This is a genomic window from Bacillus sp. RHFS10 (genome assembly GCF_016757475.1).
GTDB classification, from domain to species: Bacteria; Bacillota; Bacilli; order Bacillales; family Bacillaceae; genus Bacillus; species Bacillus subtilis_G.
The window spans coordinates 182,991-207,294 of the sequence record NZ_JAESPO010000003.1 but is presented as its reverse complement, the minus strand read 5'-3'; the positions used below and the strand labels follow the sequence as shown (position 1 = coordinate 207,294).

At 43.2% G+C, this 24,304-nt stretch carries 24 protein-coding genes and 1 pseudogene; 17 read left to right on the top strand and 8 right to left on the bottom strand.

Annotated features, from left to right (window positions below; all coding sequences use genetic code 11):
• Positions 1-13 precede the first annotated feature (13 nt).
• Positions 14-1,444, top strand: a complete 1,431-nt coding sequence (gene gatB / locus JMN17_RS13575; RefSeq protein WP_087991379.1) for an Asp-tRNA(Asn)/Glu-tRNA(Gln) amidotransferase subunit GatB — start codon at positions 14-16, stop codon at positions 1,442-1,444.
• Between the two features lie 33 nt (positions 1,445-1,477).
• Here the strand turns inward: gatB and JMN17_RS13570 are convergent.
• Positions 1,478-2,342 (bottom strand): annotated as a pseudogene (locus tag JMN17_RS13570) (TetR/AcrR family transcriptional regulator); the annotation flags it as partial.
• Between the two features lie 131 nt (positions 2,343-2,473).
• Between JMN17_RS13570 and srfP the strand changes: the two are divergent.
• The 4 genes from srfP to JMN17_RS13550 all read left to right on the top strand — a co-directional run bounded on the left by srfP (position 2,474) and on the right by JMN17_RS13550 (position 9,048).
• Positions 2,474-5,614, top strand: coding sequence for a surfactin resistance protein SrfP (gene srfP / locus JMN17_RS13565; protein WP_202328330.1), 3,141 nt, complete (start codon positions 2,474-2,476; stop codon positions 5,612-5,614).
• Positions 5,615-5,764: 150 nt separating this feature from the next.
• Complete coding sequence (locus tag JMN17_RS13560) at positions 5,765-6,676, top strand: diacylglycerol kinase (protein WP_087991382.1); 912 nt, start codon at positions 5,765-5,767, stop codon at positions 6,674-6,676.
• Positions 6,677-6,733: 57 nt separating this feature from the next.
• On the top strand, positions 6,734-8,122 hold the full coding sequence (gene rlmD, locus JMN17_RS13555; RefSeq protein ID WP_202328329.1) for a 23S rRNA (uracil(1939)-C(5))-methyltransferase RlmD: 1,389 nt from the start codon (positions 6,734-6,736) through the stop codon (positions 8,120-8,122).
• A 206-nt stretch (positions 8,123-8,328) separates the two neighbouring features.
• Positions 8,329-9,048 carry an HNH endonuclease gene (locus JMN17_RS13550; protein ID WP_202328328.1) on the top strand — a complete coding sequence of 240 codons (720 nt, stop codon included), beginning with the start codon at positions 8,329-8,331 and terminating at the stop codon, positions 9,046-9,048.
• A gap of 433 nt (positions 9,049-9,481) precedes the next feature.
• Here JMN17_RS13550 and JMN17_RS13545 read toward each other — a convergent pair whose 3' ends face one another.
• The 5 genes from JMN17_RS13545 to JMN17_RS13525 form a co-directional block, all read right to left on the bottom strand.
• Positions 9,482-9,679 (bottom strand): hypothetical protein, encoded by a 198-nt coding sequence (locus tag JMN17_RS13545; RefSeq protein WP_043857980.1) that lies wholly within the window; start codon positions 9,677-9,679, stop codon positions 9,482-9,484.
• Positions 9,669-10,790, bottom strand: coding sequence for a response regulator aspartate phosphatase (locus JMN17_RS13540; protein ID WP_445291682.1), 1,122 nt, complete (start codon positions 10,788-10,790; stop codon positions 9,669-9,671). Before JMN17_RS13540 ends, JMN17_RS13545 begins: the two co-directional genes overlap by 11 nt.
• A 193-nt stretch (positions 10,791-10,983) precedes the next feature.
• Positions 10,984-11,289, bottom strand: coding sequence for a hypothetical protein (locus JMN17_RS13535; protein ID WP_202328326.1), 306 nt, complete (start codon positions 11,287-11,289; stop codon positions 10,984-10,986).
• A 243-nt stretch (positions 11,290-11,532) separates the two neighbouring features.
• Complete coding sequence (locus JMN17_RS13530; RefSeq protein ID WP_202328325.1) at positions 11,533-12,003, bottom strand: antitoxin YezG family protein; 471 nt, start codon at positions 12,001-12,003, stop codon at positions 11,533-11,535.
• A gap of 4 nt (positions 12,004-12,007) precedes the next feature.
• Positions 12,008-14,017, bottom strand: a complete 2,010-nt coding sequence (locus JMN17_RS13525; protein ID WP_202328324.1) for a T7SS effector LXG polymorphic toxin — start codon at positions 14,015-14,017, stop codon at positions 12,008-12,010.
• 166 nt (positions 14,018-14,183) lie between these two features.
• On the opposite strand from JMN17_RS13525, the gene JMN17_RS13520 reads away from it, so the two are divergent.
• The 3 genes from JMN17_RS13520 to JMN17_RS13510 all read left to right on the top strand — a co-directional run bounded on the left by JMN17_RS13520 (position 14,184) and on the right by JMN17_RS13510 (position 16,567).
• Positions 14,184-14,522, top strand: a complete 339-nt coding sequence (locus tag JMN17_RS13520; RefSeq protein ID WP_087992467.1) for a hypothetical protein — start codon at positions 14,184-14,186, stop codon at positions 14,520-14,522.
• Between the two features lie 12 nt (positions 14,523-14,534).
• Positions 14,535-15,455, top strand: coding sequence for a DUF5655 domain-containing protein (locus JMN17_RS13515; RefSeq protein ID WP_087992468.1), 921 nt, complete (start codon positions 14,535-14,537; stop codon positions 15,453-15,455).
• A 104-nt stretch (positions 15,456-15,559) separates the two neighbouring features.
• Positions 15,560-16,567, top strand: a complete 1,008-nt coding sequence (locus JMN17_RS13510) for a hypothetical protein (protein ID WP_202328323.1) — start codon at positions 15,560-15,562, stop codon at positions 16,565-16,567.
• Positions 16,568-17,035: 468 nt separating this feature from the next.
• Here JMN17_RS13510 and JMN17_RS13505 read toward each other — a convergent pair whose 3' ends face one another.
• Positions 17,036-17,773: a DUF4396 domain-containing protein gene (locus JMN17_RS13505; protein ID WP_087992470.1), complete on the bottom strand. Its 738-nt coding sequence runs from the start codon at positions 17,771-17,773 to the stop codon at positions 17,036-17,038.
• 237 nt (positions 17,774-18,010) lie between these two features.
• Here JMN17_RS13505 and JMN17_RS13500 point away from each other — a divergent pair, with 237 nt between their 5' ends.
• Complete coding sequence (locus JMN17_RS13500; RefSeq protein WP_087992471.1) at positions 18,011-18,337, top strand: four-helix bundle copper-binding protein; 327 nt, start codon at positions 18,011-18,013, stop codon at positions 18,335-18,337.
• A 57-nt stretch (positions 18,338-18,394) separates the two neighbouring features.
• Here the strand turns inward: JMN17_RS13500 and JMN17_RS13495 are convergent, their stop codons facing one another.
• Positions 18,395-19,093: a YetF domain-containing protein gene (locus JMN17_RS13495; RefSeq protein ID WP_202328322.1), complete on the bottom strand. Its 699-nt coding sequence runs from the start codon at positions 19,091-19,093 to the stop codon at positions 18,395-18,397.
• Positions 19,094-19,219: 126 nt separating this feature from the next.
• On the opposite strand from JMN17_RS13495, the gene JMN17_RS13490 reads away from it, so the two are divergent.
• The 8 genes from JMN17_RS13490 to cotJB all read left to right on the top strand — a co-directional run bounded on the left by JMN17_RS13490 (position 19,220) and on the right by cotJB (position 24,295).
• The gene (locus JMN17_RS13490; RefSeq protein WP_087992473.1) at positions 19,220-19,729 is read left to right on the top strand and encodes a spore coat protein; all 510 of its coding nucleotides are present in this window, start codon (positions 19,220-19,222) and stop codon (positions 19,727-19,729) included.
• Between the two features lie 105 nt (positions 19,730-19,834).
• A complete protein-coding gene (locus JMN17_RS13485; protein ID WP_242519903.1) occupies positions 19,835-20,572 on the top strand; it encodes an alpha/beta fold hydrolase in 738 nt (245 codons plus the stop codon).
• Positions 20,573-20,735: 163 nt separating this feature from the next.
• A complete protein-coding gene (locus JMN17_RS13480) occupies positions 20,736-21,878 on the top strand; it encodes a Rap family tetratricopeptide repeat protein (RefSeq protein ID WP_087992474.1) in 1,143 nt (380 codons plus the stop codon).
• The gene (locus JMN17_RS13475; protein WP_202328321.1) at positions 21,868-22,047 is read left to right on the top strand and encodes a phosphatase RapH inhibitor; all 180 of its coding nucleotides are present in this window, start codon (positions 21,868-21,870) and stop codon (positions 22,045-22,047) included. The genes JMN17_RS13480 and JMN17_RS13475 overlap by 11 nt, the downstream gene beginning before the upstream one ends.
• Positions 22,048-22,207: 160 nt before the next feature.
• Positions 22,208-22,927: a YebC/PmpR family DNA-binding transcriptional regulator gene (locus tag JMN17_RS13470; RefSeq protein WP_087992476.1), complete on the top strand. Its 720-nt coding sequence runs from the start codon at positions 22,208-22,210 to the stop codon at positions 22,925-22,927.
• 321 nt (positions 22,928-23,248) lie between these two features.
• Complete coding sequence (locus tag JMN17_RS21935) at positions 23,249-23,650, top strand: spore coat protein (RefSeq protein ID WP_313886382.1); 402 nt, start codon at positions 23,249-23,251, stop codon at positions 23,648-23,650.
• 149 nt (positions 23,651-23,799) lie between these two features.
• A complete protein-coding gene (cotJA, locus tag JMN17_RS13460; protein ID WP_003219489.1) occupies positions 23,800-24,048 on the top strand; it encodes a spore coat-associated protein CotJA in 249 nt (82 codons plus the stop codon).
• Positions 24,032-24,295, top strand: a complete 264-nt coding sequence (cotJB, locus tag JMN17_RS13455; protein ID WP_010329138.1) for a spore coat protein CotJB — start codon at positions 24,032-24,034, stop codon at positions 24,293-24,295. Before cotJA ends, cotJB begins: the two co-directional genes overlap by 17 nt.
• Positions 24,296-24,304: the final 9 nt, after the last annotated feature.

The window sequence follows — 24,304 nt, the reverse complement described above, 5'->3', positions numbered from 1 at the left end:
GGGGTGAAAAGAATTGAACTTTGAAACGGTAATCGGACTTGAAGTCCACGTCGAGTTAAAAACAAAATCAAAAATTTTCTCAAGCTCTCCAACGCCATTCGGCGCGGAGGCGAATACACAGACAAGCGTCATTGACCTCGGATACCCGGGCGTCCTGCCTGTTCTGAACAAAGAAGCCGTTGAATTCGCAATGAAAGCCGCTATGGCGCTCAACTGTGAGGTCGCAACGGATACGAAGTTTGACCGCAAAAACTATTTCTATCCGGACAACCCGAAAGCGTACCAAATTTCTCAATTTGATAAGCCAATCGGCGAAAACGGCTGGATCGAAATTGAAGTCGACGGAAAAACAAAACGCATCGGCATCACACGTCTTCACCTTGAAGAAGATGCCGGAAAACTGACGCATACAGGAGACGGCTATTCTCTTGTTGACTACAACCGCCAGGGGACGCCGCTAGTTGAGATCGTATCAGAGCCGGATATCCGCACGCCGGAAGAAGCGTACGCGTACCTGGAAAAGCTGAAGTCCATCATCCAATACACAGGCGTTTCTGACTGTAAAATGGAAGAAGGCTCGCTTCGCTGTGATGCCAATATCTCCCTTCGTCCGATCGGCCAAGAGGAATTCGGCACAAAAACAGAATTGAAAAACTTGAACTCCTTCGCGTTTGTTCAAAAAGGCCTTGAGCATGAAGAAAAACGCCAGGAGCAGGTTCTTCTCTCCGGCGGCGTCATCCAGCAGGAAACACGCCGTTACGACGAAGCAACGAAGAAAACCATTCTTATGCGTGTCAAAGAGGGATCTGACGATTACCGTTACTTCCCGGAGCCAGACCTTGTCGAGCTCTACATTGACGATGAGTGGAAGGAGCGCGTAAAAGCAAGCATTCCTGAGCTTCCGGATGAGCGCCGCAAGCGTTACATTGAAGAGCTTGGCTTGCCTGCATATGACGCGATGGTTCTGACGCTGACAAAAGAAATGGCTGATTTCTTTGAAGAAACCGTTCAAAACGGCGCTGAAGTTAAACAAGCGTCTAACTGGCTGATGGGTGAAGTATCAGCTTATCTGAACGCTGAGCAAAAAGAGCTTGCCGACGTTGCGCTGACACCTGAAGGCCTTGCCGGCATGATCAAATTGATTGAAAAAGGAACCATTTCTTCTAAGATCGCGAAGAAAGTGTTTAAGGAATTGATTGAAAAAGGCGGCGACGCTGAGAAGATTGTCAAAGAGAAAGGCCTCGTTCAGATTTCTGACGAAGGCGTGCTTCTGAAGCTTGTCACAGAGGCGCTTGACAACAATCCTCAATCAATCGAAGACTTTAAAAACGGGAAAGACCGTGCGATCGGCTTCCTTGTCGGACAGATTATGAAAGCGTCCAAAGGACAAGCCAACCCGCCGATGGTCAACAAAATCCTGCTTGAAGAAATTAAAAAACGCTAATATAAAAAAAGCAGCCTGCCTCTTGAGAGAGGGGGCTGCTTTTTTATGGTCAAATGGAGATGAAGACAGAGATCAGAGTCCGAAGCTTTTCAACTTCTTTGTCGGTGGTCCCGGTTAAATTGGACAGCATGCCTTTCATAATCGGCTTGCGCGGTTTATCCTGAGACAGTTCTTCCGCGATGACATCAAGCGACACGGTGATATCCTCGGACAGCGTGCTGTTTTCTTTCACTTTCTGAATGTCCTCAAGCAGCTGTTCTTTGTCCGCGGGCATTAGTCTGAAAATGTCTTTTGGCACAATCGGATTGAGAGTTGAACGACTCAGTCCCTGTACAAGGTCATCCAGTCTTTCGATGATAAAGGCTGAGATTTCTTCTGCATCGATGCTGAGCTCACCGTTAAATATCATGACATTCATATAGGAATGCACAATGCCTCTTGCCATGATGGAAAGGTCTGCGACGTACCGTTCGATTCCCTCGCCATAAGACGCCAGCAAGGCGTTCCGGTACAGTTTATCCGTCTCCGCGGTTATTTTGTAAAAGTATTGCTTGATCTCTTGATTCTCCGGAATGATATTTTCGGTAAGCAAAAGAACAATAAAATCTCTATGATCCCGGAAATCTTCAAATTGAGCGCCGATTTGCTTTTTCAGCACTTCCTTAGGCGATTTTTCGGCGAGATCCTCTTCTATATGTTTCATTTTTTTCATAGACATGCCGATGTAATATTCGCAGGCTGATAACAGCAGCGCTTCTTTCGATTTGAAATGCAAATAAAAAGCGCCCTTCGAGATGCCGCATTCATTGGCGATTTCCTGGATTGTCGTAGCTGTGAATCCTTTTGTCGCAAATAAATGAATGCTGGTTTTTATGATTCTTTCTTTTTTTTCATTCATGACGTGCTTCCCCTTAATCCTTGAAAAATTTAGTAAAATTTTCTCGTATATGAGTTGACGTTGTTGCAATATAACGTTTAGTATTATATAGAATGACCAGTCAGTCAATAAAAAATGTAATGGAGGATATGATGAATCACGTTATTAATTTTGTTCTGAAAAACAAATTCGCCGTATGGCTGATGACGATTATTGTAACGGCAGCCGGATTGTATGCGGGTATGAATATGAAGCAAGAATCCATTCCTGACGTGAACATGCCTTACTTGACGATCAGCACCACATATCCGGGCGCGACGCCAAGCCAAGTGGCTGATGAGGTGACCAAACCGGTTGAACAAGCGGTGCAGAATCTGGATGGGGTCAGTGTTGTGACTTCGACCTCCTATGAAAACGCATCGTCGGTCATGATTGAATATGACTATGAGAAAGATATGGACAAAGCCAAAACAGAAGCGGCTGAGGCATTAGAAAACGCCAGCCTGCCTGATGACGCGAAGGATCCGGAAATTTCACGCTACAGCTTGAACTCCTTCCCGATTCTGACGCTGAGCGTGTCCAGCGATAAAGACAATCTGCAAGAGCTGACGAAAAAAGTGGAGGACAGCCTCGTTACGAAGCTTGAAGGTATAGAAGGCGTTGCTTCAGTCCAAGTATCAGGGCAGCAGGTTGAAGAAGTTGAATTTTCTTTCAAAGAAGACAAACTGAAAGATTACGGCCTTGATGAAGATACAGTCAAACAAGTGATTCAAGGTTCTGATGTGACAACTCCGCTTGGATTGTACACATTCGGAAATCAAGAGAAATCTGTCGTCGTCAGCGGCGATATTGAAACCATTAAAGATTTGAAGAATATGAGAATCCCGACGGCATCTGCTTCAAGTGCAGGCAGCAGCGCGGCGTCTCAAGCGGCGGCCCAAAATGCACAAGCGGCAGCGCAGGCGCAACAAAGCGCGAGCACAGATGTGCCGACGGTCAAGCTTTCTGACATTGCCACAATGAAAGATGTGAAAAAAGCTGAATCTGTTTCACGCACAAATGGCAAAAACAGCATCGGCATCAACGTCGTTAAAGCAAACGATGCGAATACAGTAGAGGTTGCAGACAATGTCAAAGATGAGTTGAAGCAGTTCAAAGAAGACCATAAAGGCTTCGATTACAGCGCAACACTTGACATGGCAGAGCCAATCACACAGTCAGTTGAAACGATGTTAAGCAAAGCCGTTTTCGGTGCTATTTTCGCGATTGTGATTATTCTCTTATTCTTAAGAGATATCAAATCAACATTAATTTCAATAATTTCTATTCCATTATCACTGCTGATCGCGCTTCTTGTGCTGAACCAGCTGGATATCACACTGAATATCATGACGCTAGGCGCAATGACCGTGGCCATCGGACGTGTAGTCGATGACTCGATCGTTGTTATCGAAAATATTTACCGCCGCATGAGGCTCAAAGATGAACCGCTCCGCGGAAAAGCCTTGGTCCGTGAAGCGACGAAGGAAATGTTTAAACCGATCATGTCATCGACGATCGTGACAATCGCGGTGTTCCTGCCGCTCGCGCTTGTAGGCGGACAAATCGGTGAATTGTTTCTTCCATTCGCTTTAACAATCGTATTTGCGCTTGCCGCATCCCTGTTGATTTCGATCACGCTTGTGCCGATGCTCGCGCACAGCCTGTTCAAAAAATCATTATCGGGCGCGCCGGTCAAAGCGAAAGAACATAAACCTAGCAGACTGGCAGGCTTCTATAAAAAAGTTCTGAACTGGGCGCTGAGCCACAAATGGATCACGTCTATCATCGCTGTTCTAATGCTGCTGGGAAGCTTGTTCCTCGTACCGTTAATCGGTGCCAGCTACCTGCCGTCCCAAGAAGAAAAAACGATGCAGCTCACATACAGCCCTGAGCCGGGGGAAACGAAAAAAGAAGCCGAAGCTGAAGCTGAAAAAGCGGAAAAAATTCTGCTTGACCGCAAGCATGTCGATACGGTCCAGTACTCATTAGGCTCTGGCAGCCCGCTTGCCGGGGGAGATTCAAACGGTGCGTTGTTCTATATCAAATATGAAAGCGACACGCCTGATTTTGATAAAGAAAAAGACAACGTGCTAAAGAAAATCCAAGATCAGTCAGATCGCGGAGAATGGAAGTCACAGGACTTCAGCTCTTCAGGCAATAACAATGAATTAACATATTATGTGTATGGCGATTCAGAAAACGATATTAAAGACACGGTCAAAGACATTGAAAAAATCATGAAAGATGAAAAGGATCTGAAAAACGTAAGCTCAGGCCTTTCCAGCACATATGATGAGTACACATTTGTCGCTGACCAAGAAAAATTAAGCAAACTCGGTTTAACCGCGTCTCACATTTCTCAGGCCTTAATGACACAAACAGCACAAGAACCGCTCACAACCGTGAAAAAAGACGGCAAAGAGCTTGATGTGAACATTAAGACGGAAAAAGACGAGTATAAGAGTGTGAAAGATTTAGAGAACAAAAAGATCACTTCTCCGACTGGCCAGGAAGTCAAAATCGGCGATGTCGCCAAAGTGAAAGAAGGATCAACCTCTGATACCGTGTCAAAACGTGATGGAAAAGTCTATGCGGATGTCACAGGTGAAGTGACAACAGACAACGTCACAGCTGTATCAGCTGATGTCCAGAAGAAAATTGATAAGCTTGACCTTCCTGATAACGTATCAATTGATACAGGCGGCGTATCCGCAGATATCGCTGATTCCTTCACGAAGCTCGGTTTAGCGATGCTGGCCGCAATAGCGATCGTCTACCTCGTGCTTGTGATTACATTCGGCGGAGCCCTAGCGCCATTTGCGATTCTGTTCTCATTGCCGTTCACAGTCATCGGTGCCCTGGTCGGACTTTATGTATCAGGTGAAACGATCAGTCTGAACGCGATGATCGGTATGCTCATGCTGATCGGTATCGTTGTCACGAATGCCATTGTCTTAATTGACCGCGTCATTCATAAGGAAGCGGAAGGACTGTCTACGAGAGAAGCGCTTCTAGAAGCCGGCTCTACACGACTCCGTCCGATCCTGATGACAGCCATTGCGACAATCGGCGCCTTGATTCCATTAGCGCTCGGCTTTGAAGGCGGAAGCCAGGTCATTTCAAAAGGACTCGGCGTAACGGTTATCGGCGGTTTAATCAGTTCAACGCTTCTGACGCTCCTGATCGTGCCAATCGTATATGAAGTATTGGCGAAGTTCCGCAAGAAAAAACCGGGAACGGAAGAAGAGTAAAAAACAAAAAGCCTCAGCTCTGCTGAGGCTTTTGTGCGTTTTCACCTGTAAGATTATGTACATTTTGTTGCGATTTTTTTAACTCATAGTATAATTAAAGGTTGTTAGTGTAAAAATGGATCGGATACTCTTAAGTAGGATGATGAGATAATGAAACGTGCACGCATAATATACAATCCGACTTCAGGACGGGAGATCTTTAAAAAGCATCTTGCCCAGGTCCTGCAAAAATTTGAACAAGCCGGCTATGAAACCTCTACCCATGCCACAACATGCGCAGGAGATGCAACGCACGCCGCCAAGGAAGCGGCATTGCGTGAGTTTGACTTAATTGTTGCAGCGGGCGGAGACGGAACGATCAACGAGGTCGTCAACGGGCTTGCGCCTTTAGACAACCGTCCGACACTCGGTGTGATTCCTGTCGGCACAACGAACGACTTTGCCAGAGCGCTCAATATTCCGCGCGAGGATATTTTAAAAGCGGCTGATACGGTCATTAACGGCGCTGCCCGCCCGATTGATATCGGACAGGTCAACGGCCAGTATTTTATCAATATCGCCGGAGGAGGCCGCCTGACGGAGCTGACGTACGACGTGCCAAGCAAACTGAAAACGATGCTCGGCCAGCTTGCTTATTATTTAAAGGGAATGGAAATGCTGCCTTCACTTCGACCGACAGAAGTCGAGATTGAATATGACGGCAAGCTGTTTCAAGGTGAAATCATGCTGTTTTTGGTCACGCTGACAAATTCCGTCGGCGGGTTCGAAAAGCTCGCACCGGATTCCAGCCTGAATGACGGCATGTTTGATTTGATGATACTAAAGAAAGCAAACCTTGCTGAATTTATCAGGGTCGCAACGATGGCGCTCCGCGGCGAACACATCAACGACCAGCACATTATTTATACAAAAGCGAACCGCGTGAAAGTCAATGTATCAGAAAAGATGCAGCTGAATCTGGACGGCGAATACGGCGGCATGCTGCCGGGCGAATTCGTGAATCTGTACCGGCACATTCACGTCATCATGCCGGAAGAGAAAGCGGAACAGCTGGATGACTAAAAACTTGGCTTAAATAGGCCAAGTTTTTCTTTCGCTTAAAACTAGAGGTGATTATAGATGAAAATGAAACCCCCAGTAGAAAAAAACGAATACTACGACGTGACATTTGAGGATTTGACCCACGAAGGAGCGGGTGTTGCCAAGGTTGAAGGTTTCCCAATCTTTGTCCCAAACGCCCTGCCGGAAGAGAAAGCTCAAATCAAAGTGACACGCGTCAAAAAAGGCTTCGCTTTCGGCCGCCTGATCGAGATGAAGGAAGAAAGCCCGCATAGAACGGATGCTCCTTGCCCGATCTACAAGCAATGCGGCGGCTGCCAGCTTCAGCACATGACCTACGAAGGCCAGCTCTTGTTTAAACAGAAACAAGTCAAAGACGTCTTAGAACGGATCGGCAAGCTGGACCTGTCAAACGTCACCGTGCACCCGACCCTCGGCATGGAAGACCCTTGGAACTACAGAAACAAAGCACAGGTGCCGGTAGGAGAACGGGAAGGCGGACTCGTCGCCGGATTTTATCAGCAAAGAAGCCATGACATCATCGACATGAGCGCCTGCCTGATCCAGCAATCTAAAAACGACGAAGCCGTCCAAGCCGTCAAAGACATTTGCGCCACATACGGTGTCAAAGCTTACAACGAAGAACGCCACAAAGGCTGGCTTCGCCACATCATGGTCAGATACGGCGTCGTTACGGGTGAAATGATGATCGTCTTCATCACAAAAACAAACGACTTCCCGCACAAAGCGAAGATTATCGAAGACATCACAGCGCAATTCCCGCACGTTAAATCCATCGTGCAAAACATCAACCCAAATAAGACAAACGTCATCTTCGGCAACGAAACAAACGTTATCTGGGGCGAAGAATACATCTACGATCTCATCGGAGACGTCAAATTCGCCATCTCCGCCAGATCATTCTACCAGGTCAACCCGGAGCAGACAAAAGTGCTCTACGACAAAGCGCTTGAGTACGCGGAGTTGAAAGGCGAGGAAACCGTCATCGACGCCTACTGCGGCATCGGAACGATTTCTCTATTCTTGGCGAAGCAGGCGAAAAAAGTGTACGGCGTAGAGATTGTGCCAGAAGCAATTGAAGATGCGAAACGAAACGCTGAGCTCAACGGCATCACAAACGCAGAATTCGCGGTTGGAGAAGCGGAAACCGTGATTCCAAAGTGGTATGAAGAAGGCATCACGGCCGATACGCTAGTCGTCGACCCGCCAAGAAAAGGTTGTGACGAAGCCCTCCTGCGGACGATTGTGGAGATGAAACCGAAGCGGGTGGTGTATGTGTCCTGTAATCCGGGCACGCTTGCAAGAGACCTGCGGGTGCTTGAGGATGGCGGGTACGTGACGCGCGAAGTGCAGCCTGTGGATATGTTTCCGCATACGAATCATGTGGAGGTTACAGTAAAACTTGTTTTAAGGGATACAGTTAGCTAAACTGTATCTAATTAACATGAAAGAGTAGGGGGAAAATAATAATGTATTTTTATCTTTTTCTCCCCCGACTACTTCAATTTTATCAATAAGCCTTTGTAGAACTTGCTTTAATACGTGCTCATCTTCAATATCTCTGCTAAATATTGTTCGTAAGATTTCATTTCTGTAATATTATAGAGAAAACATATGAACTAAGGGGGAATTATATGCATTTCATCAATAGTCAAGGTAAATACTTTACCAAAGCGATTCTAATAGAAGCAAATAATGCAGCAATTAGAGAAGATAGAAATCGCCAACTTAACGAACACTACTTAGAGAATTTGCCAGAAGATAAAGTTTTCCCGATTATACTAGCTATGGATGAACATAATAGAGGAGAGATTAGGGTACAAATTCTGTTTGATGATAAAGGGGCACGTGGTTTCTTAGACATGACCAAAAAAAGATATAACTATTTACCACAAGCAACTTTTAATGAAGACGGAACAATCGAATTAGAGTCAGAAGAAGCACTGAATGCCAGAAGACCTTACCCGCCTGGCAGAGAATACGTAGAAAAAGTAGTTAGAACGGTAGTACGGGATAAAGGTTTTAGAGAGAAAATACTCTCTGCGTACAGTAATGAGTGTGCTATGTGTGAAGTAAATGAGCGTTCTTCCCTCGTGGCGGCTCATATTTATCCTGCACATTTATGTAGTGATGATAGTGTAAATAATGGGATATGTTTATGCTCTAATCATGACAAGGCATATGAAAGAGGGAATATATGTATAACCGCTGAAGGAGATATCATTGTTCGAGATCCAAATAGTAAAGTAGACTATCAGAAAATTCGTTTCCCAAAACTTAAGGGTGACTATCCTTCTAAAAAAAGATTAAATCAACGGTTGGAAATTTCTATGAGTAAGAGCATTGAAAAATGAAAAATTACTAAAAGGAATTAATGCCACTCCTACTTTGCCCCTATGGAGGGAGTTGCATCTTTTAGTGATCTTCTTATATTTAATCACTAATTTTGGAATATGCGACTCAAGTGAGGTCAACATTTTTTCGATATTTAAAACTTCTTCCATTACATTCAGTAAGTAAGTCCATAACTGATCGACTAGGTCCCAATGTATAACATCCAGCAAATACTGATCTCCATATTTGAATTAAATGGCTCAACTTATAATCCAGATCGTGTTTTATTTCTCTTAGTTCATGGAAAAATAAGTATCGGTCTTGTTAGGCAAATCAGATAAATCGGTTATGAGTTTTTTGGTCTGCATATGAGAGTTTGAACATAAAACATTCTATTCTTTGTCATCGTATTTTCTTCAGAAAAAGAGACACAGCCTAAGCTGCGTCTTGTCCTTACCCAAGCGTTCCGTTTTCTGCAATCGTCATTTCCTTGTCAAAGATGGCTTTGTCTGCTAGGGAGTTCGTTGAATCGTTTGCAGCTTTGCTTGTCATGTTTCTGGATGCTACGTTTACTTCATTACCCAAGGAAAAACTGATAAAGCTTACACCGATCAAAGCAATTACAGCGCACAAAGTCAGTTTAAATTTCATACAAACAATCCCCTCTCTGAATTTGTTTGCGGGCATGAACCATCTTTTTGAAACAGATAACAGAATCATCCATCTGCCCAATTTCAGTATAAAACTTTGCGGCTAATAATGCCAACTCTTCCATATAAGGATATCCTTGGGATGTCTCTAATTTGTTGAAAACATTTAATAAAATGGATGCTTCTCCTTTTTTGATAAACAGCGCCTGTAATCCTTCAAACATGATTTTAAATAGGTCATCGTCGAATTTACATGCGAAGCGTACGCCTTTTCTGAAACAATCCATTGCTTGGTATTGTTTATGTTGAAGAAAATAAATTAAGGCTAAATCGTGGTAAGCTTGTGTCAAGTTGTTGAAATTTGATTTTCTAAATTGGAGTATCGATTTCTCCATGTATTTTGCTGCTTTCGTCAATTCACCTATTTTAAGATAACAATTACCGATATTGAATAAAGCTTGACCGTAAATCCGCTTGTTTTTGCTTTCAAGCAGCCGTGCGCCTTTTAGTGCCTGTTCAAGGTGAGGGAGCGCCTTTTCATGACTTTCTAGATCATCGTAGTTTCCTGCGATTACAAAATGGCATTGTATGCGGCGGACTGAGTAAAGGTCGTGCGTTTTATAGATGTTATATGCCTGAGAAGAATAGTGCATGGATACGTGGGTTTGTTTCATATGGTAAAACACTTCAGCCATTTTAAAATAAAATTCCGCCCGCTCAATTTCATCTGAAATATAGGGAATTGTGTTTTCCGCTTTTTGATAGAATGTAATGGCACTTAAGAAATTGCCCTGTTTGAATTCATACATTCCTTGAAAAAAGTAATAGTAGTGTTCAACGAGTTTCTCCATCTTCCTGTTGCTGCCTTCAATTCTCTTTAAATATTCTGATAACTCCATTTGGTTTCCTTCAGATGGAATCACATAGTCGATCATAAGCTGATGACGAAATGCAATGAGCTGATAGTAAATCAAGAGGTCTTGGTCTTCTTCCATGATGTCAATGTCCCGTTCGATCTCAGCTTTAAGCATTTCAGCATCTGTCACATTAAACTTTTGAATATGCCGGTTCCACTCATTAATTTTCATCCCAACGTGCGGAGACGAAATCATGCCCAAACTTCTCACCCTTCCTCTTCTCACTAATTATGTAAATTTTATCAATACTGAAATTTAATAGGAAGGGGTTGAGAGACCGCAAAAAAAATTTTCGGTGTGATCCGCAAAAGGGAGTTTGGGTGTTTCACGTTATATTTGGTTTTGGGAGCTTAGTGCGATCTCAATTTTGAATTTTGGATTGCGGTTATTACGACTGAGGAGTTTCGTCATACTCTTTTAGCAGTTTTTCTGTCTTATGCATTTCTCTGAGCATAGGATTCATGTAGTCGTTAGCTGATTCAAGATATGCTCTTGTCAGAGTGTCTAGTTTATTTTTAACTTTAGAGAGGTCTTCTTCGAATTGTTCCTCTGTTGAATGTTGGATAAAGTCTTTTGCCTCTTCGTACCTTTTTAATATGTTTTTCACCATTGGAGTTGGATTCTTTTGATTGTTTGTTTTTATTGCTGTGATTGTTAAATTGATTTGTTTTATTAATTCTTTTCTTACTGTCAAAATGTTGCTCCTTTTATAAAGAGATATGAGATAAATATAAAACCTTAATATCCTCTGTATTAAAGAAAAGTCTAGAATCATCTAAAATCTCGTCGTATAGAAAACTTTAACCCATTCAGAAGCAATCAAATTATTAGTTGATCGGTTAACAAATTTTATAATAGGTTTGTTTTTTCGGTTTCCATAAAAGCCAACCTGAGAATATAAAATAGCCCAGCAGTAAAAAGCTGAGCAATTTTTGAATTATAGACCGAAGTAGTTTATTACAAACTGTTTATCATCCTCATCTTCAGGCAATATTCCTAAATTTTTATATTCCCATACCACTTGTCGTTGAGTACCGTTTAAGTCTGAGGCAATGACATCGGTGTAATCATATTCTATTGAAAATTTCCCGCTTCTTTCTAAATGTAAAGTGAGGTTTGTCCATAAGTCCTCATTGTTTGTTTTAAATTCATTTCGTAACTCTTCGAAATAATCATGCAATTCATATAGAAGTTCGTCATATATATCTTCATTAACATTAAAGTGTTCAGGAATATCGTGTGAATATATATATTCCTGATTTTGTGGAATAGTAAAGAAAAAGTAAACTTCTGAAGAATCATCTAAAATTTCGGCATAAAGAGCAACCTTCTCCCACTCAGTGGGGATAATTTCATTTATTTGCTCAGCGATTTTTTGATATAGTACTCCCATCTTTTCAGTTTCCACAATATCAGCCTCCTGCTTGATTTTTTATTCTAACATTTTTAAATCTTTTATTCCCGATCTTATATTTGACCTTAAATAAATTAGGTCTTAAAGAGTCTCCATTATAAATAGGCTTAATTTCAATTGTTACTAATTTGGGAGGTTCTTCTTTAAGAGCCTTTGCCCACTCCTGCTCCATCTCATACCATTTCCCGCCGCTCCTATTAATCTGAGAATTCATCGGCACGATATTGTCGAACTGGCCTGAACCTTTGAATTGGGTGGCGATTAAATGGCCTCCGTCATCGTCGGGCTTTCGGTCTTGGGGCTTTCCAGCGTTTGATTGTGCATATTGATTTCGTTTTGCTTCTCCCAGCTGCAGGTCTGCTTTGACACTTGTAATTCTACCATAGTTGTCTGTGGTGTACGTGTAGCCTTCTTTTGTTTTATAAACGACATTCGGCTTCAGCACTTTCTTTCTGCTCCATTTTGCGTAATGCTCGCCGTATTTGACGGTTACCGGCGGTACATGTGGCGCTGGTGTTCGTCTTCCGCTTGCTGAGATTCCGTACGGTTTCGGCAGGATGACTTTGGCGAATTTCTGCAGTCCCTCTTTAAGTGTGACCCCGTTGACTGCGTTGTAAGGTACGCCTGCCGGCACTAAATCGTGACGGGGATGATAGGGGAGAATATCCGCAAGTTTGAGATCTCCGATTTGATTTAATTTGGTTTTGACGTGTTTTTTTGATATTTCAATGCCTGTGTTTACTTTTTGTTTGATGTGATCAATGGTTTGTTTTGAGACTGTTATGGCTTTTTGAGCTTTTGCTGATTTGCTTGCTGCTGTTTTGACTTTGGTCGTCACTTTGGCAGCTGTGCCTGTTTTAGAGACGGCGCCAACGCCTTTTGTGCCGACAACTGATGTGACAACAGTGCCAACCGCATATGACACCCATCTTGCTCTTGAGTAGGTGTCGCCATTCACCATGTCTTTTTGGTACGATTCTTCGATTGCTGCTGAAATGGCTTCATACGTTTTAATCGGGTGAGCCACCGCTCCAGTAATCGCTTCAACGGTTCCGCCAGGATCTGTGACCATATCCCACAGGCCTACGACCGCATCCTTTCCAGAATCATACAGGCCGACGGCAACCCCTTTGAAGCCTGCTTCAAGTTCACGCGTGTTTTCAATTTGGGTGAAGTATCTTTGCTGTTCTGCTGTCAGATTTTCATAGCCGATCGTTTTTGCCATTGAGTAGAATTCATCAGCATCCGCATAATCGTAGTTTTTCAGTCTTTCTTTCAGTTTTTCAATCTCGCGTTCCTTCGCTTCCTCTTTCTTAACCTTCAAGTAAGCATCCGTCAGCTTTTCAATGTCGCCTTTTTTCTTATGTATGTCACTCTCACGATATGCCTTGGCGTTGTAGTGGATAGGTGTGGCGTTTTTGCCTTTGCCCGTTGCCTCTTGGAGCTTTTGGAAGTCGGACTTGATAAATTGTTCGTTTGGTTCTGACAGGGCGTATTCTGTCTTCAGGTCTTCGTCCAAGGCGTCCAATTTTTCCAGTGTTTTTTTGCGTTTGTCGTTGGCATCGGCCAGCTCGTCTTTGAAGGTTTCTGTTGAAAACAGGTCGAGCGGGATGATGTCGTCGATATCGTTTAAGATGTCTTTCATTGCTTTTTTCTGTTCGGACATGATGGATTTCGATTTTTTGTGGGCGTTTGCCAGTTCATGTTCAAGGAAGGATTCTTCGATGTATGCATCAGAGATGCCTTTGTCCTCCGCGGCTCCGGCGATGCTGTTGAAAAATGCGATTTTCATGTCGATATAGTCGATCCATTGGTCGGTGGCGCCGACGTGGTCGTGGTAGAAGGCTTTGATGTTGCTGGCGCCTTTTCCTGAGAATTCGCTGTCACTTAGATCGGCAACGCTTTTTAACGCTTTTCTCAAGTTAACCATTTGCGTTCTTAGTTCTTTGTACTCTTTTGCACGATCTGTCGCTTCCGAAAGCAGTGTTTTCGCTTCAAATACTTTCATGACCATTTCCCTTCTTTTGTTCGCTCGATATCAAAATTTTACCACGAAGCGGGATGAGAGAGGCTGTGAGAACATGTTTTGGTGGAAAAATGAGTCATTAGGCGTGTGTCTATATACATAGGTTTGATATGATGATGATAGATCAATAAAAAGGGGAAGAGCTCATTTGGATAAAGAATTCTTAATCATAAAGATAAAGGATATTCAAAAAGACGACACGCTAACGAACCGCGCCTGCGGGAACTGGGATATGAAATTGTCCAGAGCAAAGGAATGTAAACGGGCAATTGTTGTTCGGAGCGGTGTGATTTTAAATGTTTACAAGATCGTAGACGCTTGGGAATCTGATGAACCCGCCAAGATCACTAAAACGAATAATAGAGTTCGGTTTCAATTGGCAGAGTGCCGTGATTATTCTTATTTGATTGGCAATATGCTGAAAACGAAAACGCAAAATCCAGTTTCGAGTCTATCCTTAGAAACCCTAATGGAACTAGTAAATTAAAAGGAGCCCAGCATGTATCTCTATAAAGTAAACAATCAAAACCAAATCGAAGATATTCGTGAGAAACCGTTTAAAAAAGAAAAAGAGATTCAGGATTTATGTGAAGCCAATCTTCAGCAGATGTTGGGTCTTAGGTTTGTGAAATCGGAATTCAGGATCAGCCATTTCCGCATTGATACGTTGGCGTTTGATGATGAGACGAACGCTTTTGTGATTATCGAGTATAAAAATACGAAGAACTTTAGTGTTGTCGACCAAGGGTATGCTTATTTAGCGGCGATGCTTAATCATAAAGCTGATTTTATTCTTGAATACAATGAGAATCATGATCGTCCGTTAAAGCGGGATGATGTGGACTGGTCGCAGTCGAAGGTCATTTTTATTTCCCCTGTTTTTACGGTGTATCAAAAGCAATCCATCCATTTTAAAGATCTGCCAATTGAATTGTGGGAGATGAAAAGATACGAAAATGATCTGATTCATATGAACCAAATGAAAGCGGATGGCGTATCCGAGTCGATTAAGACCATTTCGCGGCAAAGTGAGACCATTCAAGAGGTCAGTAAAGAAATTAAAGTGTTTTCTGAAGAGGATCACCTTGCAGATAAGCCGTTTGACACCACAGAGCTTTATCAGCAGCTAAAGGAGTTCATTTTAAATTTGGATGATCATATTTCAATCAAATCGACGAAGATTTATATCGCGTTTACGTCAAATAAGCGGAACTTCGTGGATATTTCTCTTTTAAAAAGCGGGCTTAAGGTGTGGGTGAATATGAAAAAGGGAGAATTGCACGATCCGGAAAAGAGAATGCGCGATGTTTCTGAGACCGGCCACTGGGGAAATGGCGACTATGAAATTTTTATAAAAGACGACGAAAACATTGAATATATCATGGGATTGATCAAGCAATCCTATGAGAAAAATAAGTGAGGGCTTCCATTGAGGAGTTCTTTTTTTATGGGGTTACAAGGGAAATGTACAGAGTATGTTGAAAACGATATAGAGTTTTGAACCATATACTGGGAGTTGTTTATATGAAAAAGCGTTTTATACTATTGGGCTTGTGCGCAAGTGTTTTTATATTGGCTGTATATATTTATTTTCAAAATAAGAATACGCATCCTGTCCAGTCTTCCGCCATACACCCCGAAGAAGACCGCATCTTTTTTATTTACTCCAATCCTTTCATCAAAGAAAGCACGCTGCTTTCGACTTCAACAGGCGACAGGTTTAATAGGCGCACGTTCAAGGTGGCGGATGTGCCTTATATTCAAACGAAATCTGACGCATCAACAGACCTTGTGTTATTAGCGGAGCACGAGTCTTTTTATTACACGCTGGAGAAGGATGTGATCAAAGAGCATCCGTTATCAGATCCATTTGCGTTTTGGTATGAGGGGAAGGATGTTTCTGTAAAGGCTTATAACGTTGATACGACGGGGAATGAGATCCATATAAACGATAGAAAAACGGAAAAGGAATATAGTCTTACTTTTCCTTCGCTTGTCACGATGGGGTCTAATGATGAGAACTATATTTATATCATCCAAAGCATGTCTCTTTATGTGATCGATAGAAAAACAGAGGAAATTGTTAAGACTCTGGGTTTAGCCTCATACGCAGATACATTCGCAGACTCCGAGAATTTTATTGTCGCGAGCTCGGAGCACAAACTGAGTGTTATTGAAAAAGGGACATGGAAGACGACATATATTCCATATCCCGAAGATCTTGAATACGCTGATATCGTGTACTATGACAAAGAAAGCGGCCATTTTCACGTGACGTATGAAGACAAAGAGGGTGAGGCTAACTTGCTGGAATATGGGAAGGATTTTTCTTTTCACGCATACGATTTGAAATTCCCTTATATGGAGGCGAAGTTTAAGGGGAATCAACTGTATATTGTTGCTCAGGAAGAGCATAAGAAGGGCATTGGCGGGTACGTGGGTGTGTTTGATATTAAATCTAAGAAGAAGCTTTATCAGTTTGATTTGCCTGAGGAACAGGTGAAGGTTCAGGATTTTGTTGTGGTTGATTAGAGTCCAAAGCTATAGTCTTGAAAATCTCCTTCGGCTGAATAATAGAATTTGTTAACTTCAGCTTGATAGCGGTTATTGATAATGAAAAGAGTAACATTTGATGACACTAGTTTCTGCGGATGTAATGACATTTCAGGGGCAGGTCCATCAGCTAAGGCAAAAAATTAATAACTGGGATCATTCAGACTATATGGCAAACAGTATATTCCAATCTCTCCTTTTCTGAAAGTAACGGCTGCCGAGAAAATGTCGACAGCCGTAATTTTTTTCTTAACATATCGTCGATGTTCCGCACAAGAAATCTTCTCAAAAAGCGGGCGAATGAGGTACGAAGAAAATCCTTGTTCCGACAACATGTATCAATACATAGACTTCTCTTTTATCCCAGAAAAGCATGGTTTTCACAACAATCGTTGATTACTCTTTTTTTGATCTATAAATTTAGTTTTATGATTCATATATTAAGTGCTACATTGCATGTTTAACGCCTTTTTTAACAAGGAACCAGTTTGCGGGATAGCTTGTTGCTGTTCCTAAGATCATGGCGATTTGCATCATGAACCAAAATACGGGATCGTTAGGTTCAGGCGCATTAGAGGCAAAAATTCCGTAATGAACAATTGCCATCCAACCGAACATGCCGATTTCAAAGGCTATTAAGGATAACGTGTCTGCTTTAATGGCAGCCACAAAACCTTTTCCCCAGCCCATTCCTTTATTCATTGGAACAATAGAAAAGACTTGGAAAAATATCCCGAATAGGTATGCGAGAATGAATTCAACGACATAATCCGCAAATAAAGTTGATCCCGCAATCGCAAGACCTGTTAGAAAAACCAAAGGTGCGCCAATAAGATCCCCGATAGCACATCCGCTGGAACAATGGCTTGTAGAAACAAAAACGCTTTGATAGAAGGGCTTATTACCGTGCCCGTGACTTTGATGATTCATTTCCTTATGAGTGCTATGATGAAAATGTTCCCCGTGATTCGTATTCATTTGTGAATGTTTTTGGTTTTTCGTTTGACGTCCCATCGTCCAATAAAACCAAATCGCAAATGGCCCTAAATAGAGTCCTTGTATTGGCCAAACCACACTCATAATTTTCATCTTTTGCGGGTATCTAACCACATCTGCGAGTATAGTGAAAAAAGATAAAACTCCTAAAAGTATCGCGGTATAAGCTATCACATCGAGTGTACTCATAACCAACCTCCGTTTTGATGTATATTCCGACGATACCCAGTACCCCTGTTGTTAAAACAGGTCTGACTCCTTAGAATAAGACAAATAAAAACACGCCTTCCAGTTTGAGAACGGATCAACAAGGGGGCCTATGCCGCAACGTATCTATAGGCCTTTTTTGTTGATAAGGGAGTCATGTTTTACAAACGGGGGAAGTGGATATGGTATAAATGAAATCATTCTTGAGGAGGTTTACGAATGGCATATGAACAATATCAATCATTAGTTGAGACGCTGCACGACTGCATGGTGGCATGCAACCATTGCTATGATGCCTGTTTAAAAGAAGAAAATGAAAATATGATGGCGGATTGCATTCGGCTGGACCGGGAATGTGCTGATATTTGTGCGTATGTTGCGCAAGCGATTGTAAGAGGCACGCCGTTTGTTTCTGAGCTGACACAGGCTTGTGCGGCGATTTGTGAGGCTTGCGGAAATGAATGCAAAAAGCATGACAAAGAGCATTGCCAGGATTGCGCCGAGGCTTGTTTTTCCTGTGCCGAGGCTTGTAAACAGGCGGTTTAAACATTGAGACAAACAAGGGCTTGAAATAGTGGAGATGAGACTGTTTCAAGCCCTTTTTTATTCAGATGGAGAATTTTCTTTTTTATCAATATACAGAGTGCCGTCTGTTTGAACTTCTGCGTAAAATACTTCTTTAGGATGTTGGATGCCAGATTCTTTTAGCTGGTCCATCAGCCATTGTTTGTTCAGATTCAATTTTTTCAAGTTGTCTTCTCTCACTTTCCCATCGGCTATGACTGAAGCGGGATGGGAAACCTTCGCATTTTCTCCTTGAACGTTCATATCCTTTTTCGTCACGTTTTGTTTTGCTTGCTTTTTCAGGACGGATAAACTGCCGTCCGTTTCAAAAATGGCATAATCGACATCGGCTAAGGAAAATATATTTTTTTTGCGCAGTAAGGTTTGTAAAGCATCGAGATCAAGACGGACGCTTCTTAACTGCTTATCCATTATTTTACCTTTTCTTATTAAGATGACCGGCTGCCCTTCAACAGCAAACCGAAAAGCGGGGAACTTAATATCCAGAAATCCGACGATGATTGTAAAAGCACTCCAGACAAACAGGGCGATGAATCCATTTCTGATGTTGAGGGTGGAGTCAATGGCAAGCGAGGCTCCGATGGTTCCAATGGAAATGGCTGAAACAAAGTTAAAAAAGGTCAGCTGGGCGATTTCTTTTCTGCCCATCAGTCTCGTTAACACCAACAAGGTGATAAAGGCGATGATCAGTCTAATGATCAGTTGAGGAATAGGCATTGGCGAAAGCTCCTTCTATATAGATTCGATTCATATGTTTTTTATTTTCATCATTCTTTGGGAAAACAATGCACCATTTTTTCAATCGTTCATAGCCTATATAGACAATAAAGGAGGGATGTTCATATGAAACTTCCTGCCGCGGATCTGGGGATAATGGCAGAGCATTTGAGCACCCATGAAGGTGTGATTTCTAAGCTGAAAGCATACGGATCTACTGTTCGGCATCGCGATTTGAGGGATTTGCTCCACCTGCATGCGAATCTTTTAAGAACTCATGTCACGGCGATGCTGGCACTGATCAATCCGGATCAAACGAGTGAGGTGTATTTGCCTGAAATGCCGCACGTTCATTTTCACCAGCATTCAGGAGCTCTTTCGGCTGCTGAAAAAGATATCGCTCTGGAGGCTAGGTCGACCGCAAAACTCATGGGAAGCGATAATTTTAATTCGGCATTAATGATGAAACATCCTAACGTGAGGAATATTCATCTTCAAATGTCTTTCCAAAATGCCGCGCTGCAAATGCTGTATACCCGTCTGATCAGAAGAGGAAATGGTGAATTTGTTCCGATGGCCAGTGAACAAATGCAGCGGCTGACGCTGCAGCACTATCAGCATGTCGGGAATGAGTGAACCATAGGTGAAAGCTTTTCCAATGATCAAATGGAAAGGCTTTTTTGAGTGAAAGATACATAAAAAGGGAACCCCAAATAATGAATTTTATTTGAGGAGGTGCTTTTGCTTGGACATGCTTCAGAAAGAAATTCAGGTTGGGGAGCACAGATTATTTTACCGGACTGCAGGTGTCGGCAGCAAAACGATTTTCTGTTACATGGAATTCCGACAAACTCTTTTTTGTGGATGAATGTGATTCCGCAGCTGGCAAAGGAGTACATTGTTATTGCTCCTGATATGCTTGGCATTCAGAAAGTAAACGTTGTCGGGCATGATCTGGGCGGAGGAGTCGCTCAAATATTAGCTGTCCAGTATCCGGATCGGGTAGAGAGTTTTGTTGTCATTGATGACGTGACCTTCAGCAACTGGCCGCTGCCTAAAGTTGTATCGCTGCGGTATCCGACAGCGCCTGAGTTTGAGCCGTCTCCATATTTCATTGAGCGGATGATCAGGGAAGGGGTCTTTCATCAGCAGATGGTTACCCCTGAGATTCTTCAAGCATTTATCGCGCCGTTTGACCATGAAAACGGACCAAGGGAGTTACAGGAAGCTTCCCTCGCGCTTGAACATCATCAAACAGAAGATGTGGTTCCCGGGCTTCAGGGAGTGCGCGTACCGGCCACGTTTTTATATGGACAATATGATCGGTACCTTCCTCCATACTGGGGATTCAAGCTGCAGGAAACGGTCCTGAATTCCACGTTTAAAGTGCTTCCGGAATGCAGCCATTATTCCATGCTGGACAATCCTTTATTGGTGTCTCAAGAGATTGCGGCCCATATGAATCAAATGAATGGATAACACGTAATGCCTGACAGTTTCCGATATGATTTCTCTGTCAGGCATTTGTTGTTTACGGAAAAACGAATTGACAGGATGAAAAAACAATTTCTTCCTTTTATCTTGTTTTCAAATTTTTGGGTTGATAAAATATGACATATCTTACATAGAGGGAGGGAAGCCGTTGAGTCAAGCCATACCGTCTTCGCGTGTTGGTGTTAAGATTAATGAATGGTACAAGATGATTCGTCAATTTAGTGTTCCGGATGCTGAGATTCTCAAAGCGGAGGTGGAGCAGGACATTCAGCAGATGGAAGAGGATCAGGATTTGCTGATCTATTATTCTCTCATGTGTTTTCGGCACCAGCTGATGCTGGATTATTTAGAGCCGGGACAAACATACGGGAATCGCCCTACAGTGACAGAGCTTCGGAAAACGATTGAAACTCCTCAGAAAAAACTCACAGGCCTTTTGAAATACTACTCTTTGTTTTTCCGCGGCATGTATGAATTTGATCAGAAAGAATATGTGGAAGCGATCGGGTTTTATCGCGAGGCGGAGAACGAGCTGCCGTTTGTGTCAGATGAAATCGAGAAAGCGGAATTCCATTTTAAAGTGGCGGAAGCGTATTACCATATGAAGCAAACGCATGTGTCGATGCATCATATCCTTCAAGCTTTAGACATTTATCAAAAACATCCTCTATACAGTGTTAGAACCATACAAAGCTTGTTTGTGATCGCCGGAAACTATGATGACTTCAAGCATTATGACAGAGCGCTCCCGCATTTAGAAGCGGCGTTGGGATTAGCAATGGACATCCAAAACGACCGGTTTATCGCCATTTCTTTGTTGAACATCGCGAACAGCTATGACAGATCAGGAGACTATCATATGGCGGTAGAACACTATCAAAAAGCGGCGAAAGTAAGCAGGAAAACGGTACCTGATCTGCTTCCGAAAGTCTTGTTAGGTTTAAGCTGGACACGATGTAAAGCTGGCCGGAAACAAGAGGCGTTTCAGTCAATAGAAGAAGGATTAGCACATATTACAACATATCCGCAACGGACGTCTTATAAATTCTATAAAGAATTATATACGTTCTTGCAGGCCGTGTACAAAGAGGCTGTTGACGAAAGCAAAATTTATGATCTTTTAAACTTTTTTGAAAAAAAGAACCTGCACGCTTACATTGAAGCATGTGCCCGAAGTGCTGCCGCTGTTTTTGAGAGCCGCTGTCATTTTGAACACGCTGCCGCGTTTTATCGAAAAGTGCTGAAAGCCCAAGAAGATATTCAAAAAGGAGAGTGTTTATATGCTTATTAAGAAAAAAGTGATGATGTGCCTTGCTGTTACCCTGATTTGCGGAAGCATTTCGGTTCCTTTCCTGACAAAGTCCGGCGATTTTAAGGAATCAACGGATCGAAACACGACGTATATCGATCATTCCCCTCACAATAGTATTGCTGATCAGGAGAAGAAAGCCCTTAGCTAGGGCTTTTTTCTTGCTTTACGGAAGAAGTTCATCCTTTTACACCGCTGCATTCCTTCTATTTCTAACGCAAGACACTCGAAACAAACAAACCATTTGAGGTATAATGGATAAAGTGAATAACAATATGTAGATAGATATATATGAAAGAGAGTGGAGCATCATGGGCCGTAAGTGGAACAATATTAAAGAGAAGAAGGCGTCTAAAGACGCGAATACGAGCCGGATTTATGCCAAGTTTGGCCGTGAGATTTATGTGGCGGCCAAGCAGGGCGAGCCTGATCCGGAATCCAATCAGGCGCTGAAGGTTGTGCTTGAGCGCGCGAAGACGTACAGCGTGCCGAAAAATATCATTGAGCGTGCGATTGAGAAAGCGAAGGGCGGAGCGGAAGAGAATTTCGATGAGCTTCGTTATGAGGGCTTCGGACCGAACGGATCAATGATCATCGTTGATGCACTGACGAATAATGTAAACCGTACGGCGCCGGAAGTGCGTGCGGCGTTCGGGAAAAACGGCGGAAATATGGGTGTAAGCGGATCTGTCGCTTACATGTTTGACGCGACAGCAGTTATCGGTGTGGATGGCAAAACAGCTGACGAAGCGCTTGAAATTCTGATGGAAGCCGATGTCGATGTCCGTGACATTTTAGAAGAAGATGAGAGCGTCATCGTATATGCAGAGCCGGATCAATTCCATGCGGTGCAGGAGGCGTTTAAAAACGCGGGCGTTGAGGAATTTACTGTTGCCGAGCTGACGATGCTTGCGCAAAGTGAAGTGACGCTTCCGGATGATGCGAAGGAACAATTTGAAAAATTGATTGATGTATTAGAGGATTTGGAAGATGTTCAGCAGGTGTACCACAACGTTGATTTAGGTGAATGAGAAATGAGCAGGCTGTGGTGGCCTGCTTTTTTCTTGTCCCCTGAATTTGTATGAGCTGTAATGGGCGGCCGCCTATACGATCTGTAAGATATTCTCATACTCTGGACTGTAACCTATGTGAAGGAGAGAGTGAATATGACTGATATGGATACAAGACATATCTATGGCGGACCTGGTTTTGGCGTTTCTCCAGGCTACGGCATGCAAGACGGAGGCTACCCCGGCTACGGCATGCAAGACGGAGGCTACCCCGGCTACGGCATGCAAGACGGAGGCTACCCCGGCTACGGCATGCAAGACGGAGGCTACCCCGGCTACGGCATGCAAGACGGAGGCTACCCGGGCTACGGCATGCAAAGTGGAGGCTACCCGGGCTACGGCATGCAAGACGGAGGCTACCCGGGCTACGGCATGCAAAGCGGAGGCTACCCCGGCTACGGCATGCAAAGTGGAGGCTACCCGGGCTACGGTATGCAAAGTGGAGGCTACCCGGGCTACGGCATGCAAAGTGGAGGCTACCCGGGCTACGGCATGCAAAGCGGAGGCTACCCGGGCTACGGCATGCAAGACGGAGGCTATCCGGGATCTGTAAGTTCTCCGAGCTACGGCATGTACCATGAGAATGATGGGAATCCACATCATCAAGAGGATAATCCCCATCATCATGAAGGAAAAGATAATCACCACCATATGGGCCACTGGGGAAAAGACTGCTATAAATAAAGATGATGTAAAAAGGGACACTCTTGCAGACCAAGGGTGTTTTTTATCTTTTAATTGAAATGAAAAAGCTCAGTTGCGTTTTCGGTCATAATCATACCTCCTGCCTCATACCTATTAAGGTCATTGTATTTAAGAAAGGAGGAGCGGGAATGAAGGATATGCAGCCGTTTACGCCTGTTAAATCATACACGCCCTTTCACAGCCGTTTTGATCCCTGTCCGCCCATAGGGAAGAAATATTACAGAACGCCGCCTAATCTCTATATGACCTTTCAGCCTGAGCATATGGAGCAGTTTTCGCCGATGGAGGCTTTAAGGAAAGGCACCCTTTGGAAGGATCTCTATGATTTTTATGAAAACCCTTATCGAGGGGGAGACGCACATGGCAAAAAAGGTTGATGCCGAGTATTACCGTCAGCTTGAGCAAATTCAAGCCGCGGATTTTGTGCTTGTTGAGCTGAGCCTTTATTTAGATACACATCCTCACGATGAAGACGCGCTGAAGCAATTCAATCAATATTCCGGCTATTCAAGGCACTTAAAAAGAAAGTTCGAATCCTCTTACGGACCGCTTTTGCAGTACGGCAACAGCCCCGCGGGCGAGGATTGGGATTGGAATCAAGGGCCTTGGCCGTGGCAAGTATAAGGAGGAATG

Coding starts and splice junctions, on each gene's coding strand:
- cotJA (WP_003219489.1), top strand. CDS start 23,800: ATGAAGGATATGCAGCCGTTTACGCCTGTTAAATCATACACGCCCTTT.
- JMN17_RS13510 (WP_202328323.1), top strand. CDS start 15,560: ATGAAAAAGCGTTTTATACTATTGGGCTTGTGCGCAAGTGTTTTTATA.
- JMN17_RS13505 (WP_087992470.1), bottom strand. CDS start 17,773: ATGAGTACACTCGATGTGATAGCTTATACCGCGATACTTTTAGGAGTT.
- JMN17_RS13525 (WP_202328324.1), bottom strand. CDS start 14,017: ATGAAAGTATTTGAAGCGAAAACACTGCTTTCGGAAGCGACAGATCGT.
- JMN17_RS13545 (WP_043857980.1), bottom strand. CDS start 9,679: ATGAAATTTAAACTGACTTTGTGCGCTGTAATTGCTTTGATCGGTGTA.
- cotJB (WP_010329138.1), top strand. CDS start 24,032: ATGGCAAAAAAGGTTGATGCCGAGTATTACCGTCAGCTTGAGCAAATT.
- JMN17_RS13560 (WP_087991382.1), top strand. CDS start 5,765: ATGAAACGTGCACGCATAATATACAATCCGACTTCAGGACGGGAGATC.
- JMN17_RS13490 (WP_087992473.1), top strand. CDS start 19,220: ATGAAACTTCCTGCCGCGGATCTGGGGATAATGGCAGAGCATTTGAGC.
- srfP (WP_202328330.1), top strand. CDS start 2,474: ATGAATCACGTTATTAATTTTGTTCTGAAAAACAAATTCGCCGTATGG.
- JMN17_RS21935 (WP_313886382.1), top strand. CDS start 23,249: ATGCAAGACGGAGGCTACCCGGGCTACGGCATGCAAAGTGGAGGCTAC.
- JMN17_RS13470 (WP_087992476.1), top strand. CDS start 22,208: ATGGGCCGTAAGTGGAACAATATTAAAGAGAAGAAGGCGTCTAAAGAC.
- JMN17_RS13500 (WP_087992471.1), top strand. CDS start 18,011: ATGGCATATGAACAATATCAATCATTAGTTGAGACGCTGCACGACTGC.
- JMN17_RS13540 (WP_445291682.1), bottom strand. CDS start 10,790: ATGATTTCGTCTCCGCACGTTGGGATGAAAATTAATGAGTGGAACCGG.
- JMN17_RS13550 (WP_202328328.1), top strand. CDS start 8,329: ATGCATTTCATCAATAGTCAAGGTAAATACTTTACCAAAGCGATTCTA.
- JMN17_RS13475 (WP_202328321.1), top strand. CDS start 21,868: ATGCTTATTAAGAAAAAAGTGATGATGTGCCTTGCTGTTACCCTGATT.
- rlmD (WP_202328329.1), top strand. CDS start 6,734: ATGAAAATGAAACCCCCAGTAGAAAAAAACGAATACTACGACGTGACA.
- JMN17_RS13515 (WP_087992468.1), top strand. CDS start 14,535: ATGTATCTCTATAAAGTAAACAATCAAAACCAAATCGAAGATATTCGT.
- JMN17_RS13495 (WP_202328322.1), bottom strand. CDS start 19,093: ATGCCTATTCCTCAACTGATCATTAGACTGATCATCGCCTTTATCACC.